General features: G+C 55.9%; 17 protein-coding genes. 5 read left to right on the forward strand and 12 right to left on the reverse strand.

Annotated elements, in window-relative coordinates:
- Positions 1-441: peroxidase family protein (locus AC2FNC_RS17170; protein WP_496716048.1), on the reverse strand; the 441-nt coding region annotated here is incomplete at its 3' end.
- Positions 442-548: 107 nt separating this feature from the next.
- Here AC2FNC_RS17170 and AC2FNC_RS17175 point away from each other — a divergent pair.
- Positions 549-1,481: a hydrogen peroxide-inducible genes activator gene (locus tag AC2FNC_RS17175; protein ID WP_496716049.1), complete on the forward strand. Its 933-nt coding sequence runs from the start codon at positions 549-551 to the stop codon at positions 1,479-1,481.
- Between the two features lie 31 nt (positions 1,482-1,512).
- Here AC2FNC_RS17175 and AC2FNC_RS17180 read toward each other — a convergent pair whose 3' ends face one another.
- Genes AC2FNC_RS17180 through AC2FNC_RS17190 form a run of 3 tightly spaced genes read right to left on the reverse strand, consistent with a single transcriptional unit; the run spans position 1,513 to position 3,368 of the window.
- Positions 1,513-1,848 carry a carboxymuconolactone decarboxylase family protein gene (locus tag AC2FNC_RS17180; protein ID WP_480477599.1) on the reverse strand — a complete coding sequence of 112 codons (336 nt, stop codon included), beginning with the start codon at positions 1,846-1,848 and terminating at the stop codon, positions 1,513-1,515.
- Between the two features lie 11 nt (positions 1,849-1,859).
- A complete protein-coding gene (locus AC2FNC_RS17185; RefSeq protein WP_480477601.1) occupies positions 1,860-2,618 on the reverse strand; it encodes an amino acid ABC transporter permease in 759 nt (252 codons plus the stop codon).
- Between the two features lie 9 nt (positions 2,619-2,627).
- Positions 2,628-3,368, reverse strand: a complete 741-nt coding sequence (locus tag AC2FNC_RS17190) for an amino acid ABC transporter ATP-binding protein (RefSeq protein WP_480477603.1) — start codon at positions 3,366-3,368, stop codon at positions 2,628-2,630.
- A 121-nt stretch (positions 3,369-3,489) separates the two neighbouring features.
- Between AC2FNC_RS17190 and AC2FNC_RS17195 the strand changes: the two genes are divergently transcribed.
- On the forward strand, positions 3,490-4,260 hold the full coding sequence (locus AC2FNC_RS17195) for a transporter substrate-binding domain-containing protein (protein WP_496716051.1): 771 nt from the start codon (positions 3,490-3,492) through the stop codon (positions 4,258-4,260).
- A gap of 73 nt (positions 4,261-4,333) precedes the next feature.
- Here the strand turns inward: AC2FNC_RS17195 and AC2FNC_RS17200 are convergent, their stop codons facing one another.
- From AC2FNC_RS17200 to AC2FNC_RS17230, 7 genes are all read right to left on the reverse strand, one after another.
- Positions 4,334-5,290 (reverse strand): ABC transporter ATP-binding protein, encoded by a 957-nt coding sequence (locus tag AC2FNC_RS17200; RefSeq protein ID WP_496716052.1) that lies wholly within the window; start codon positions 5,288-5,290, stop codon positions 4,334-4,336.
- The gene (locus AC2FNC_RS17205; protein WP_480555657.1) at positions 5,287-6,264 is read right to left on the reverse strand and encodes an ABC transporter ATP-binding protein; all 978 of its coding nucleotides are present in this window, start codon (positions 6,262-6,264) and stop codon (positions 5,287-5,289) included. Before AC2FNC_RS17205 ends, AC2FNC_RS17200 begins: the two co-directional genes overlap by 4 nt.
- Before the next feature lie 4 nt (positions 6,265-6,268).
- Positions 6,269-7,171, reverse strand: coding sequence for an ABC transporter permease subunit (locus AC2FNC_RS17210; protein ID WP_480488831.1), 903 nt, complete (start codon positions 7,169-7,171; stop codon positions 6,269-6,271).
- Positions 7,171-8,178 carry an ABC transporter permease subunit gene (locus AC2FNC_RS17215; RefSeq protein WP_480477613.1) on the reverse strand — a complete coding sequence of 336 codons (1,008 nt, stop codon included), beginning with the start codon at positions 8,176-8,178 and terminating at the stop codon, positions 7,171-7,173. The genes AC2FNC_RS17210 and AC2FNC_RS17215 overlap by 1 nt, the downstream gene beginning before the upstream one ends.
- Positions 8,178-9,272 (reverse strand): M24 family metallopeptidase, encoded by a 1,095-nt coding sequence (locus AC2FNC_RS17220; RefSeq protein ID WP_496716053.1) that lies wholly within the window; start codon positions 9,270-9,272, stop codon positions 8,178-8,180. Before AC2FNC_RS17220 ends, AC2FNC_RS17215 begins: the two co-directional genes overlap by 1 nt.
- A gap of 68 nt (positions 9,273-9,340) precedes the next feature.
- A complete protein-coding gene (locus AC2FNC_RS17225; RefSeq protein WP_496716054.1) occupies positions 9,341-10,924 on the reverse strand; it encodes an ABC transporter substrate-binding protein in 1,584 nt (527 codons plus the stop codon).
- Positions 10,925-11,229: 305 nt separating this feature from the next.
- Positions 11,230-11,604, reverse strand: a complete 375-nt coding sequence (locus tag AC2FNC_RS17230; protein ID WP_496716055.1) for a hypothetical protein — start codon at positions 11,602-11,604, stop codon at positions 11,230-11,232.
- Positions 11,605-12,069: 465 nt separating this feature from the next.
- Between AC2FNC_RS17230 and AC2FNC_RS17235 the strand changes: the two genes are divergently transcribed.
- The 3 genes from AC2FNC_RS17235 to AC2FNC_RS17245 are packed head-to-tail and all read left to right on the forward strand — an operon-like array spanning position 12,070 to position 14,657.
- On the forward strand, positions 12,070-13,281 hold the full coding sequence (locus AC2FNC_RS17235) for a M24 family metallopeptidase (protein WP_480520844.1): 1,212 nt from the start codon (positions 12,070-12,072) through the stop codon (positions 13,279-13,281).
- 3 nt (positions 13,282-13,284) lie between these two features.
- Positions 13,285-14,442, forward strand: coding sequence for an acetylornithine deacetylase (gene argE / locus AC2FNC_RS17240; protein ID WP_480520846.1), 1,158 nt, complete (start codon positions 13,285-13,287; stop codon positions 14,440-14,442).
- 56 nt (positions 14,443-14,498) lie between these two features.
- A complete protein-coding gene (locus AC2FNC_RS17245; protein WP_480477623.1) occupies positions 14,499-14,657 on the forward strand; it encodes an EamA family transporter in 159 nt (52 codons plus the stop codon).
- A gap of 107 nt (positions 14,658-14,764) precedes the next feature.
- Here the strand turns inward: AC2FNC_RS17245 and AC2FNC_RS17250 are convergent.
- A partial coding sequence (locus tag AC2FNC_RS17250; protein ID WP_496716056.1) for a mannitol dehydrogenase family protein occupies positions 14,765-15,692 on the reverse strand: 928 nt, incomplete at its 5' end.

Genomic DNA, 15,692 nt, shown 5'->3' on the forward strand with positions numbered 1-15,692 from the left:
GTATTTCTTTTTCACCGGCCACAACAGACGGCGCGCTTTATCAAGGCTGGCATTATCCGGCCACGAGTTCAGCGGTGCAAAACGGATGTTGCCCGAGCCTGCGCCACCACGACCATCCCCCAGACGGTACGACCCGGCAGAGTGCCACGCCAGTCGAATCATCAGGCCGCCATAGTGGCCCCAATCGGCCGGCCACCAGTCCTGACTGTCGGTCAGCAACGCTTCGACGTCAGCACGAACAGCGTTGAAATCCAGCCCTTTGACTGCCTCGCGGTGTTTGTAATCCGCGTCCATCGGGTTGGTGCGGGTGTCGTGCTGGCTCAGAATGTCCAGGTTTAGCGCATCCGGCCACCATTTGGTGACAGAGTTGCCCGTGCCCGTGTTCCCGCCATGCAAGACTGGGCAGCCGCCGGATTGGTGATTGTGGGGATTACCGTCCATTGTAAATCTCCTGAGTATTTACCGAGGGGTTCAGATGTCTTGACTCGTACCTTACGGTTTCGATAATTGGAAATTTGTAATTACTATCGTTGCAATTAATTTTTCCTATGAAGTCACTCACACTTAAACACCTGCGCTACTTCGAAGCGCTTGCCACCCACGGCCACTTTGGCAAGGCGGCGGCGGCCAGCGCGATATCGCAACCCGCGCTTTCCATACAAATCAAGGAGCTGGAGGCCATAATGGGTGGCCCCTTGGTCGAACGCGCAGCACGCGAAACCCGCCTGACCGCGCTTGGCGAAGATGTCCTAAAACATGGCCGCGAAATCCTGACGCGGGTCGAAGATTTGGGGATTCTTGTGCAATCTTCCGCTGGTCCCTTGTCGGGTCGCATCAGAATCGGGGTCATCCCCACGGTCGCGCCTTATTTGCTGCCATCAATCATTAAGGCACTGTCGCAACGATTCCCGCAGCTGACGATCGAACCCAAAGAGACCATCACCCAAACCCTGATCGGCGAAATTTTGGACTCCAGACTGGATTTTGCCGTTGTCGCTTTGCCGGTCTCGGAACCTAGCCTTCGGGAATTTTCGTTGTTTAACGAAGACTTTCTGCTGGTTCGCCCGGCGCGGGACGCCGGGTTGCCAATGCCAAGTTCGTCACAGCTCAGAACCATGCGGCTGCTGTTGCTGGAAGAAGGGCATTGTTTCAGGGATCAGGCGCTTTCATTCTGTTCGATCCGCAATATCGAACCGCAACACATTATGGAGGGCAGCTCTCTGTCCACATTGGTGCAGATGGTCGGGGCGGGCATCGGTGTGACGCTGATACCGGAAATGGCCGTGGGGCTGGAAACCCGGTCTGCCGACGTGTCCATCGCCCGCTTTCAGGATACTCCACCAACCCGGACCATCGGCCTGATCTGGCGAAAGACCAACCCGCTGGGCGAAAACCTCCTGAAAATTGGCGCAATTATTCGCAAAACCGCCGAAGAAAACGCTGGAGGCATGGGGCAAATGAAACCGGAACCAAACGGATGATCACTAACCGCTTTAGTGATTTGCGTGGCAATTACCCAGAAAACACATCATAAGCCTTCAACGCTTTGGCGCTGTAGGCATAAGACGGCCCGCCACCCATATAGGTCGCCATCGCCAATGCCTCGCACATCTCGTCTCGGGTGGCACCCAGCCGGACAAGGGAACGCACGTGAAATCCGATGCAGCTGTCGCAGCGGGTCGCAATGGCGATGCCAAGGGCCATGAATTCCTTGGTTTTCTCACTCAGCGCGCCATCGGTCTTGGCGGCCTTGCCCATGATGCCAAAGCCGCGCACGGTTTCGGGCACCTCCTTCGAAAAAGTTCCGATATTGGCCTCGGTCTCGGCCATGAAAGCTTTCCAGTCCATATCCAGTCTCCTTAACCGCGCTCGTCCGCGCCCATGCGACGCTCCAGCCAGCGCACACCGGCACTGATGATCAGAACCAGGATCAGGTATTCAAAGATCAACAGGGTATAGATTTCCAACGGGCGGTATTCCGTGACCACCAGCTCATTCGCGCGCCGGGTCAGTTCCTGCATCCCGATGACGCTGGCGAATGCGCTCATCTTGACGATGTAGATGAACTGGTTTGCCAAGGGCGGCAGAATGCGCCGGATTGCCTGCGGCAGGATCACATAGCGCATGGTCTGCATATAGTTCAGCCCGATGGTCTGCGCCGCTTCGCTCTGACCACGCGCAATGGATTGAATTCCTGCGCGGTAAATCTCGGCAGTGAAGGCGCTGTCAGAAATCGCCAATGTGATGATCGCACCCCAAAAGGGATCGATGGGGACATTCATGCCCATCGACTTGAACACAATGGGCAATCCGTAAAAGACCCAGAACAGCATCGGCAGCAGGGGAATGGCGCGAATGAATTCAACGTAAACACGGTTGACCAGCCGCCAGCCGCGTTTCTCGGACAATCCCGGCAGGGCCACCATCAGCCCCAGTACGATCGACAACACGGCCGCGATCAGTGAAATCTGGATCGTTGCCCCCATCCCTGAGATCAGGAATTTTACATTGATCCAACCCGATGCTGTGGTCGGGTTGATCACATACCAACCCCAGGTCTGGGACGACGAACAGCCTGTGAGCATCAGCAGGGGCATTATCATAAAGAGTTTTTTCATCTGCCCCTCTTAGTGCTGTAGTATCTGAGACAGGAATTTGCGACACCGATCAGACTGAGGGTTGGTGAAGAAATGTTCCGGCTTGCCTTCTTCGACGATCTCACCAGCATCCATGAAGATCATCTTGTCAGCCACTTTGCGGGCAAACCCCATCTCGTGGGTCACGACCACCATGGTCATGCCCTCATTCGCCAGTTCCACCATAACTTCCAACACTTCCGAGATCATCTCGGGGTCCAGCGCCGACGTGGGTTCATCAAACAACAGCACGCGTGGCTCCATGCACAGGGACCGCGCGATGGCCACGCGCTGTTGCTGACCACCGGACAACTGCATGGGCTTTTTGTCCGCCTGATCGGGAATATGTACCCGATCCAGATAATGGCGCGCTTTTTCTTCCGCGTCCTTCCGGCTCAGGCCGCGCGCTTTGATCGGGCCCAGAGTTAGGTTCTCCAAAACGGTCAAATGTGGAAACAGATTGAATTGCTGGAAAACCATCCCGACTTCTGACCGAATGGTTGCCGCAGATTTTGCATCATCCGTCAGCTCAATCCCGTCTACACGAATGGTACCTTTCTGGTGCTTTTCCAACTGGTTGATACATCTCACAACGGTCGATTTTCCTGACCCGGAAGGTCCGCAAATTACCACCTTTTCGCCGCTGTTAACTGTCAGATTGATGTCCTTGAGAACGTGAAAGGTATCAAACCACTTATTCACATCCACAAGTTCGATTGCGGCGTCTGGCATAAGCTGAATTGCCCCTATTTTAGCCTCAGTATAAAATTTTCTTGAGGTTATCTTTCCCTTTAGACTTAAATCAATGAAGAATACGATCACAAGATCGTAACGCCACCAACGGGAGATACCTATGAGCGTTTTTTGGAAAGCCGCGGCGGCTGCCGTGTTGGGGCTTGTATTGTCAGGTTCCGCACAGGCGCAATCTGCGCTGAACGAGATTCTGGATTCCGGCGTGCTCAAGGTTGGCACCACAGGTGACTGGAACCCTATGACACTGCGCGACCCGGCAACCAACAGCTACAAAGGGTACGACATCGACATCATGAATGCACTGGCCGCCGATCTTGGGGTTGAGGTAGAATTTGTCCCCACCGACTGGAAAACACTGGTGAATGGTGTGGTCGCGGGCAAGTACCACCTGACCGGGTCGGCATCGATTTCACCACCGCGCATGAAAGTTGCGGGTTTTTCAGACAGCTATATCTCGGTGGAACTCTTCCCCTACACCACCAAGGACAAGGTCGAAAAATTCGACGGATATGACTCGATCAATCAACCCGGAGTTAAGGTCGCGACGACTTTGGGCACCACGTTTGAAAAACGGGTCCGCGAGTGGTTCCCTAACGCCGAGATCAAGGTGGTCGAGGCCCCAGCCCGCGGTTTTCAGGAAGTTATCGCCGGTCGTGCTGATGTGTTCATCACGTCGAACATCGAAGGATCGACACTAGAGGAGAAGTTTCCAGTAGAGCGCGTGAAAAACGCCGGCCCCCGGTCACCTTCGCCGATTGCAATGATCCTGCCACAAGGCGACCAGATCTGGATAAATTATGTAAACAACTGGATCGAAGTGAAAAAAGCGGAAGGCTTCTTTGAAGCAAACCGCGAGAAATGGGGGCTCTGACGCCTTCAAGGACGTGCGGATTTTCTAACGCCCGGTCCTAAGGCCCGGGCGTTTTCGCTGGCCATCTGGTTTTTCAGAAAAGAGGATGCAGACACGCGACCTGATGAATTTCATCATCCAGTTCAGGCAATGTTTGCCTGCACTGTTCAGTCGCGAGCCAGCATCGTTGCGCAAAAGCGCACCCTTTCGGGATGTTCATGGGTGACGGCAACTCGCCTTCCAGCTTGATCCGCTCTTTCCGGGCATCCGGGTCGGCACGGGGCGTCGTGGAGAGCAACGCCTTGGAGTACGGATGTCGGGGAGCAGCGAACAGCTTCTCTTTCGGACCTTTTTCGACCGCGCGCCCCAGATACATGACAATCACGTCGTCGGCGAAATGCCGGACAACCGACAAGTCATGTGAAATGAACAGGTAGGCCAAGTTCAGCCGTTCCTGAAGATCGACCAGCAAGTTCAGGATCTGCGATTGAATCGACACATCCAGTGCCGAGACAGGTTCATCCAGAACCAGCACCTTTGGGTCCAGCATAAGCGCCCGCGCAATGGCGATCCGCTGGCGCTGCCCACCCGAGAACATATGCGGATAGCGGTCATAATGTTCCGGGCGCAGGCCCACCATCTCGATCATCTTGCGTGCCTGCATTTCACGGTCGGCGGCCGTCATCTGAGGCCGGTTGATGATCAGCGGTTCCTGCAGGATCTGGCCGATGCGCTGACGCGGATTCAACGAGCTATAGGGATCCTGAAAGACGATCTGCACCGTCTCTCGCATCTTGCTCCATTGCGAAGGGGTAATTTCGACCCCGTTTATCGTCAGGCTGCCCGAGGTTGGTTCTTCGATCATTGTGATCAGTCTGGCCAGCGTAGACTTGCCACAGCCTGACTCTCCGACAATGGCCAATGTTTTTCCCGGTTGCAGGTCGAAATCCACCCCCGACAGCGCCTTTACGGTTGCGGGTCTGGACAGCAACCCGCCTTTGACCGTGTAAAACCGGGCCAGGGCGTTGGCCTGAACGATAGGTGTGGTCATACCAGCTCTCCGGCGGCAATCTTTTCAACATGGTGACAGCGCGCCTTGCCAAATGCCTCGGCATGAGGGGTCGGCGGGGTCTGAGCGCAGGTCGCATCGGCAAAGCGGCACCGTGGGCTGAAAAGGCATCCTTTTGGCCGGTCGAATTGCCCAGGTACAACACCTGGAATCGTCGGCAGAATCTTGGACGTTGCCCGCTCCGGCAAAGCACTTAGCAGGGCCGTGGTATAGGGATGACGCGGCGTTCGAAACAAATCCCTGACAGGCTGTTCTTCAACCTTTTGCCCGGCATATTGCACCTGAACCCGCTCGGCGGTTTCCGCCACGACACCCATGTCATGGGTGATCAGAACCAGACCCATGCCATGCTCATTACGCAACCGGATCAACAGATCCAGAATCTGCGCCTGAATGGTCACGTCCAGCGCCGTGGTCGGTTCATCCGCGATCAGCAGCTTGGGGTTGCAGGCAATGGCCATCGCGATCACAACCCGTTGGTTCATGCCCCCTGACATTTGATGCGGAAAGGAATTCAGGCGGCTTTCAGGCGCGGGAATGCCAACCTGATCGAACAATTCGACCGCACGCTCGTGACGCTCTTTTCGGTTCAGGCCAAGGTGGATGCGCAATGCCTCTTTGATCTGAAACCCGACAGTAAAACAGGGGTTCAGCGAGGACATCGGTTCCTGAAAGATCATCGCCATGTCCTTACCAATGATCTTGCGCCGTTCGCGGGCCGAGATACCGGACAGGTCACGGCCCTCAAAGCTCATCTCATCGGCGGTGATCGTGGCGGTCCAGGGCAGCAAGCCCATCAGTGCCAGCATCGACACGGACTTGCCCGAACCGCTTTCGCCGACGATGGCCAGCAATTCGCCTTTGTCGACCGACAGGTCAACACCGTCCACGGCGCGGAAACTACCCGAAGATGTGGCGAACTCGACAGTCAGATTACGGATCTGCAAAAGGCTCATGCGATCAGCTCCGTTTCAGTTTCGGGTCCAGCGCATCCCGCAACCCGTCACCCATCAGATTGATGGCAAGCACGGTGACCAGAATCGCGAGACCGGGGAAGGTTACAACCCACCATGCGCGCAGGATGAACTCGCGCGCTTCAGCCAGCATGGTGCCCCATTCTGGTGTGGGGGGCTGCGCGCCCATGCCCAGAAACCCAAGGGCCGCCGCGTCCAGAATGGCAGTCGAAAAAGACAGGGCCGCCTGAACGATGATTGGCGCCAGACAGTTGGGCAATACCGTGATGAACATCAGCCGCGACTTGCCAGCACCGGCCACACGAGCCGAGGTCACATAGTCTTTTTGCCGTTCCGCCAGAACCGACGCGCGGGTCAGGCGCACGTAATGCGGTTGAAACACGATGGCGATAGCAATCATCGCATTGGTCAGTGATGGGCCCAGAATGGCGACCAGAACAAGGGCGAGCAGCAGAGACGGGAAAGCCAGGACGATGTCCATCACCCGCATAATCAACGTATCAACCCATTTGGGCGCAAAACCCGACAGAAGGCCGACCATTACGCCGCCCGTTACGGCAACACAGACCACAACGATCCCCACAAAGAAGGAATAGCGTGAACCCATGATCAGCCGCGACAGCATATCCCTGCCCAATGGATCGGTGCCCAACGGGAAGGCCCAGCTTCCGCCTTCCTGCCAGGCAGGGGGTTGCAGGATATGGTCCCGGAACTGTTCGGTCGGATCATAGGGGGCCAACAAAGGGGCAAAGGCCGCACAGAACACAAAGGCGGCAAAAACCCACAACCCGATCACGGCACCGCGGTTTTCGCTGAAATAGTACCAGAACTCTCGCAGTGCGCTGGGACGATTTTCGGCCATTGGTTGGTTCGACGAAAGCTCGGTCATCATCGTCTCCGGATTTTGGGGTTGATGATGCCGTACAAAACATCGACCAGCAGGTTCACCAGCATCACGATCACCGCGATCATCAGCAAACCCCCTTGCACCACCGGGTAATCCCTGCGGAAAATACTGTCGACCATCCACTTGCCGATGCCCGGCCAGCTGAAGATGGTTTCAGTAAGAATTGCCCCCGCCAGCAACGTACCAACCGACAACCCGATCACCGTGACAACCGGTATCAGCGCGTTACGTAGCGCATGCAGCCCGTTTACCCGGGTCGGCGACAACCCTTTGGCACGCGCGGTGCGGATGTAATCCTCGCCCAGAACCTCCAGCATCGCCGACCGGGTCTGACGCGCGATCACGGCCAGCGGAATAGTACCCAGCACAATCGTCGGAAGGATCAGATGACGAACGGCCGACCCGAATGCGCCTTCCTGTCCGGACAAAAGACTGTCGATCAGCATAAAGCCAGTGACACTTGGGAAGTAATAAAGTAGGTCGATCCGGCCGGACACCGGTGTCCAGCCAAGATTGCCCGAAAACACGATGATCAGCAGCAGCGCCCACCAGAAGATGGGCATCGAATATCCGACCAATGCCGAAGACATCAGTGCCCTGTCAAAAAACTTCCCCCGGTTCACCGCCGCAATCACGCCGGCAGGCAGACCCAAAGCGATGGCGAAGATCATGGCGCAGAGCGAAAGTTCCATTGTCGCGGGGAACAGCGAAAAGAACTCCTCCCAGACCGGTTTTTTGGTGACAAAGCTTTCGCCGAGATCGCCCTGCAAAACTCCGGCAAGGTATTCCCAGTATTGCTGCAACACCGGTTTGTCGAAACCCAGCTTTTCTACCATTTCCTGGTAGCGTTCTTCAGTCATGCCGCGCTCGCCGGCCATAACGATGATCGGATCACCCGGTAGCACCCGGATAAACATGAATGAAATCAACGTCACGCCCAGAAAGGTCGGGACGAACAGGCCAATGCGGGTGAGTAAGTAACCAAACATCAGCGACCTATGATTGTAAGCTCTTTGGGGAAATGGGTCAGCGACCGGCAGCCATCCTCAGTGACAAGCACATCATCTTCGATGCGAACGCCAAAACTTTCGAGCGCATACAGACCTGGTTCATTCGTCCAGACCATACCCGGCAGGATTTTCTGATGATTCCCACGCATGATATAAGGTGCCTCATGCACATCCCGACCCAACCCGTGACCCGTTTTGGTGCGAATACGATCCGCAAATGGCGAGGCCTCGAGCACGCTTATGACCGCATCGTCGATGTCATGGGCCGTTACACCCGGGCGGCAGGCTTCGAACCCGGCTTTGTTGGCGCGCAGAACGGCATCGTAGACTTCCCTGCCCTCGTCTGACACGTCCTGAACAAAGAAAGTTCGCGTAATATCGGCGGCGAAACCATCTTTGCGGGCACCGAAATCGAACAGTAACGCGTCGCCTGCCCTGATCTGGTAGTCGTTGCGCGCTTTCGCATGCGGCCGTGCCGAATTGTCGCCAGCCGCTACGATGGGTGAAAACGCCAGTGACTCGGCCCCTTCTGCAAACAGCGCCTGTATCAGGGCTTGCTCGATCTGTTTTTCGGTCTGGCCGACACGCACATCTGCAATCACACGACCCAGAGCACGTTCCGAGATATCGATGGCCGCCTGCATCGCAGCAATGTCTTCATCGGTCTTGATTATGCGCAGGCCCGAGATTTCGCGTTCACCGTCGACGATCCGTAAGCCCGGCAAAGCACGGGTGAACGCCGCAGAGACGAAAACCCGCATCACCTGACCTTCCACCGCAAGCGAGCGGATCGGCATTTGTGCGGCCAATGCGGTAAACGCATCGTCATAACCGGTCTGATCGCGCCAATCGAAAACAGCGCCCTCGAATCCGACAAGATCCCATGAGGCCAGTTCCAGATTGGGCACAATCGCTGCGGCCTGTCCCTCAGGCGGGACAACAACCACGAAGGGCCGTTCGTGGCTCATGAAAGCTTTTCCCAAAGCGCGGGTGAAATTCGGGCCAGGTACAAGAGCAACAGCGTCGACTGACATGTCCCGTGCCAGTTGACGATATTCGGACAGATCCGGCATTCAGGCCGACCTCCTCAATAAGAAAGCCGGAGCCGCCAAACAGGCGGCTCCGGTGAGTGAGTGGTGGCTTACTCGACGCTCACACCATAGAAGATGTGGCCGCCCAGCGGGTGCACTTTGTAACCTTGCACCTTGTTGCTCATCGGCATGAATACAACCGAGTGAGCAATGGTTGCCCATGGGGCCTGCTCTTTAAACACGACCTGCGCTTCTTCATACAGTTTGGTCCGCTCGGCCTGATCGGTGCTTTGCTTGGCTTTCAGGATCAGATCCTCGAACGGCTGGTGGCACCATTGCGCGCGGTTCGATGCTTCGACACCGTCACAGCCCAGCAGAACGGCCAGGAAGTTGTCCGGATCGCCGTTATCCCCGGTCCAGCCCAGCAGAACAGCACCGTCGCGGTTCAGTTCTTTCGAGCGTGACAGGTATTCGCCCCATTCGTACGAAACGATTTCGACGCCCACACCAACCTTGGCAAAATCGGCCTGAATCAGCTCGGCCATGCGGCGGGCATTGGGGTTATAGGGGCGCTGAACCGGCATCGCCCAGACCTTCATCGAAAGGTCCGAGACGCCTTCGGCCTCAAGCATGGCCTTGGCCGCTTCGGGATCATAGGCATCGTCCACAATAGCGTCGTTATAGCCCCACATGGTTGGCGGGATCGGGTTCTTGGCAGCCTGGCCCGAGCCCTGGAAAACCACGTCGATGATCGCCTGCTTGTCGATCGCCATGTTCAACGCCTTGCGAACCTTGGGGTTGTCGAACGGCGCCATCGTGGTGTTGTAGGCAAGATACCCGACGTTCAGCCCTTCCTGCTCCATCATGTTGATGTCTGCATCATCCTTCATCGCCTGAATGTCAGCCGGGTTCGGGTAAGGCATCACATGGCACTCGCCAGCTTTCAGCTTCTGGTAGCGAACAGACGCGTCCGGCGTAATGGCAAAGATCAGGTTTTCGACCTGCGCCGGTTCCTTCCAATAATCGCCATTGGCGGCATAGCGGATCACCGCGTCTTTCTGATAGGCCACGAACGAGAAAGGCCCGGTCCCGATGGGCGCGGTATTCAGTTTCTCAGGCGTGCCGGCAGCCATCATGGCATCGCCATATTCGGCTGACATGATCGATGCAAAATCCATCGCCATATTCGCAACAAAAGGCGCCTCTGGCTTGGACAGGGTGAACTTCACCGTGTAGTCATCAATCTTTTCGATAGAAGAGACCAGATCCGGCATCCCCATACCCTGGAAGTATTCCCACGTGCCGCCAGACACTTGGTTATAGGGGTGGTTCTCGTCCTTTTGGCGCATGAACGAGAAGATTACGTCATCGGCGTTGAAATCGCGGGTCGGGGTGAATTCATCATTCGAATGGAATTTGACACCCTGGCGCAGCTTGAAGGTGTATTCCAGGCCATCATCACTGGCCTCGACACTTTCAGCCAGACCGGGGATCACGTTGGTTGTACCGGTTTCGAATTCCAGCAACCGGTTATAAATAGGATGCGACGAGGCATCAAAGGTTGTTCCTGCGGTAAACAGTGCAGGGTCGAACCCCTCGGGTGAACCTTCGGAACAATACACCAGGGTATTTGCCTGTGCCACGGCACCCGACAGGGCTATTGCCGTGGTTGCGGCCAGAAGATTGAGTTTCATGATTTTCTCCCAGAAATGGACTTGGCAAGACAATCGCATGGCTCTTTGTCGTCAGAGCGTTCAGTGACAATACAGGTCGTTGCGATATCCCTGACAAATGTATCCAAAATACAAAACCTGTTGTCAACCGGCTCTGTCACTGACTTTCGTGAATGATGCCCCGTTGAAAGGGTGTGTCATGAACCTGAAAGCGCCCTGCCCCTAGGAAATCGCGAAGGGCGACACTAACATTTCACAGGTTCCGGCAGTTTGGCCACAGATATCGACTCTCGTTGACCCAAAGTCATTTTGGTAAGAATGGATAGCTATCTCTGACCGGTAGCTGAGGAAGTATCCTTGCGCATATCGCGAATGCAATCGTAACCCAGCCAGAATAAGACTGTCAGTGTGACCAGAAATACGTAAGGAAGCAGCGAGATATGCATAACCAACACGCCATAGAACATGGCGGCGTATGCGGCGATTTGGACTATCACCAACACACCCCACGCACCCATTCCCCAAAGATTGCGCGCATTCCCCTGACCGGTCGAGTTGCGCAGGCTCTGACACTCTGCCTCGTTCACCACGGGGGACGCGGCACACGTTGAATTGAGAGTGCCGTTGGTGTCGAGCGCGCTGGATCGACATGCATCGAAACAAGGGGCCGCCTCTCGACAGGCGGGCGCAGTGTGTAACATTGGTTGAGTCCTTGGACATCTGGGGTTTGGCAGCGAGCCTTCACTGTGCCTCAGGACAACTACCTCCCGCACCATGCCACCCACGAAATCAGGCGCCACCGTTGCCATCTTGCAATCATATCCAGCGGAGAAATGCCGATCCTCGCTCTGGCGCAGCATAAAACCGCACACATAGCCGAGAGACCCGTGAATACCGCGATCAGATGAGGTCTGAAGAGCTATTCGTGACCCTCGGTGACTCATGGCTTTTGGCGCGGTTCCGGATGCGCGCTATCCGCTGAACTGGGACCTTCGCGTGCATCCAGCGCTCCATTCTACGGCGTCCTTCGATGCTGAGTGCGGCTACTTTGTTCCCATACCGGGATCGCCCCATCAGATAATCCATTGGTTTCTAAAAGGAGTCGCGGTTCAGGTATCGCTCACAAGTTCATTTGTGTACAAATTGGTAAGATTGCGTTCAAGTACATGTCAGATTCAGCCTCCGAGGATGCCATGCCAATTGAACACGCCCCTTTCAGCCAAGCGGAATATGACCGCAGGATCGCCAAGACCCGAAGCGCTATGGAAAAAGCGGGGCTAGAGCTACTGTTTGTCACCGACCCTTCGAACCAGGCTTGGCTGACTGGCTATGATGGTTGGTCCTTTTATGTGCATCAGGGCGTATTGCTCGGCATGGAAGGTGAGCCGATTTGGTGGGGACGCCAGATGGATGCATTGGGTGGGTTGCGCACTTGCTGGATGTCCAAGGACAACATTCGCGGCTATGCAGACCACTACGTCCAATCAACCATACGCCATCCCATGCAGGATCTGGCGGGCCACATTCGCGCGCTCGGGCTGGGTACAACCCGCATCGGCGTTGAGATGGAGAACTATTACTATTCCGCAAAGGCACACGAGGTTTTGGGCACGGAATTGCCCGAAGCGACGCTGGTGGATGCGACGGCACTGGTAAACTGGCAGCGTCTAATCAAGTCGGAAGAAGAAATTGTCTTTATTCGCAAGGCGGCCCGGATTTCGGAAAAAGTAATCCAAACGGCCATTGATCGCGCTGCAGTGGGAGTGCGCAAGAACGACCTTGTCGCAGATATCTTTCATGCCGGGATTACCGGGGTTGAGGATGATTGGGGGGATTACCCAGCCATTGTCCCTTTGACACCCTCAGGGCTGGATGCCACAGCCGCGCACCTGACATGGAATGGCGCACCGATGAAGAAGGGTGAAGCAACATTTTTCGAACTGTCAGGCTGCTATCGGCGCTACCACGCTCCGCTTTGCCGCACGGTTTATCTTGGCACTCCGCCGCCGGAAATGCGGGACGCGGAACACGCACAGATCGAAGGGATAGCTGCGGGTCTAGAGGCTGCCCGGGCTGGCAATCGGACCAGCGACATTGCAAACGCTTTTCTTAAGGTTCTTGCCCGTCACGGAATCGAACGGGAGGGGCGCATGGGATACCCTATCGGTTTGAGCTATCCGCCAGATTGGGGCGAACGGACAGCGTCGATCCGCGCCGAAGACGAGACCATTCTGCAACCGGGCATGGTTTTCCATTTCATGCCTGCGTTGTGGATGGACAGCTGGGGCCTTGAGACCACGGAAACCATTCTTATCACTGAAAACGGCCCCGCCGAAGCCCTATGCAATATCGAGCGAAAGCTCTTTGTGAAAGACTAAGCCTTGAGCACCCTCGAAGACGCCAAGACCCTGCTGGGCGAACTGATCAGCTTCCCCACGGTTTCGTCAGACAGTAACCTGGACATGATCAAGCACCTCGCGGACCGGTTGAGCGATTGCGGTGCAGAGGTGGAAATATGGCATGACGAAACCGGCACCAAAGCCAATCTTTTTGCCTCATTGGGCCCCAAGCGCGACGGTGGTATCGTCCTATCAGGCCATTCCGATGTGGTGCCTGTTACGGATCAGGACTGGTCCTCGGACCCATTCGTGATGGAGGAGCGGGACGGCAAGTGGTTTGGTCGCGGCACCTGCGATATGAAAGGGTTTATCGCGGCGGCAGTCGTCATGGCCCCGTATTACGCAAAGCTGGATCTTCAGCGCCCATTGCATTTCGCCTTTACATATGATGAAGAAATCGGCTGTTTTGGCGCGCAGGCTTTGGCCAAGACCCTGCGGAAGAAAGCGATCAAACCCGCTGTGGTCATCATTGGCGAGCCCACCTCGATGCGCATCATCGAGGGCCATAAGGGCTGCTATGAATATACAGCGCATTTTACCGGGTTCGAAGGCCATGGCTCGGCCCCCGAGCGCGGTGTAAACGCCGTCGAATACGCGGTGCAATACGTCTCGAAACTGTTGACGCTGAAGGCTGATTTGCAAGGGAGAGCACCGGCAAACAGCCCGTTCGACCCACCATGGACGACAATAAATACCGGTACGTTGGTGGGCGGGGTGGCCCATAATGTGATCCCCGGTAAGGCGCGGGTCGATTGGGAGATGCGACCAGTGCAAAAGGCGGATGCGGATTACGTCAAAGACGAACTGCACCGGTTTTGCGCGCAAACCCTGATCCCGGCAATGCAGGCTATTCACCCCGATGCTGGTATCAAGACCGAAATTATCGGTGAGGTCGACGGGCTAGAACCAATGGACGACAACGAGGCGCGTGACCTTGTGATGGAACTGACAGGGGCAAACGGAGCCGACGTTGTACCCTTCGGTACCGAGGCCGGGATATTCCAGCAGTTGGGGATGAACGTCGTTGTTTGCGGTCCCGGATCAATCGATCAGGCGCATAAACCGGATGAATACGTCTCGGTCGAACAGATGGCCCAGTGCCTTGATATGCTTCGGCGGTTATCTTCGAAGCTGGAGTAGATGATGACCTTGGTCCGCGCGGTATCGATATTCTGGTTGGGTGCACCGGTCTGTTCGTGCTGTTCTGGGCGGGTGGCTACAGTTTTGCCAAGATGGGGCTGCCCTATGTGGAACCGATGACCATGCTTGCGATCCGTTATGGTCTGGCTGTTCTGTGTCTTCTGCCGCTGCTGGCGGTGTTCCGCCCTGCCCTGCCGCGTGATCACTCGAAATGACCCGGTACCGGCTAGCACAGTGCAATACTCATTCTTTTTTGTCGTGATATTTCCCATCACCATGACCAGCGAAACGATAGAAACCACCTGAACCGAGATCACAACCGTCAGGAAAGCGCATTCACATAGCTTTTGATCGTCGACCGGCATCCGTGCTGCCAGATCCGTGGCAACCAGCGTGTGAAGGATTCTGCAAACTGGGCTTCACGGCCAGTACTTCCGTACAGGTTTGCTACCTCAAGCCACTTTTCGGGCCGTCCCCTGGCGGCAAGGGCCGCACTCTGCAAATCGCTCCAGATGGGATCATTGGGCGCAATCTCTGATCCATCCTCACGCAGACCGGCGCACATCCGGCACCAGAAAGCTTCAACCAGTGCCAGCCCAGTGACAGATGTACCCGAGGCCAGAGCATCGCGAATGGACGGAAGCAGGAAACCGGGGTGGCGCGCAGACCCATCAAAGGCCACGCGTCGCGTGGTATCGTGAATAGCCGTATTCGAAAATCTGCGTTTAACCAGATCCAGATACTGTTCCGGTGTCATCCCAGGAACCGCACTGGCATGAGGAAGAATTTCTTCGGTCTGGACTTTCAGGAAGAATGCCGAAATTTCCCGGTCGTTCATGCAGTCCGAGATTGTGGGGATGTTCAGAACCTCGCCCACATTCGCCAGAATCTGGTGCCCGCCGTTCAGAATGCGCAGTTTCAGTGTTTCATATGCGTGTACGTCCTTGGTGATCGTAACGCCGACATTCTCCAACATTGGCCGCCCGGCGCAGAAATCATCCTCAATCACCCATTGGCGGAAATTCTCGTGTGACACCGGAACGCAGTCTTCAATTCCTAGGGCTCGAGCCTGCGACCGAACTTGATCAGAGGTGGCGGGAACAATGCAATCCACCATTGAATTCGGAAACGCCCCGTTCTGATCGATCCAATCCGCAAGATCAGGGTCCGTCCGGCGCGCCAGTTCAACAACACAGTTGCGCAAGATAGTACCGTTGCCCTGAAGGTTGTCACAACTTAATGCCGTAAAG

This window comes from Ruegeria sp. BHSA123, assembly GCF_059613425.1.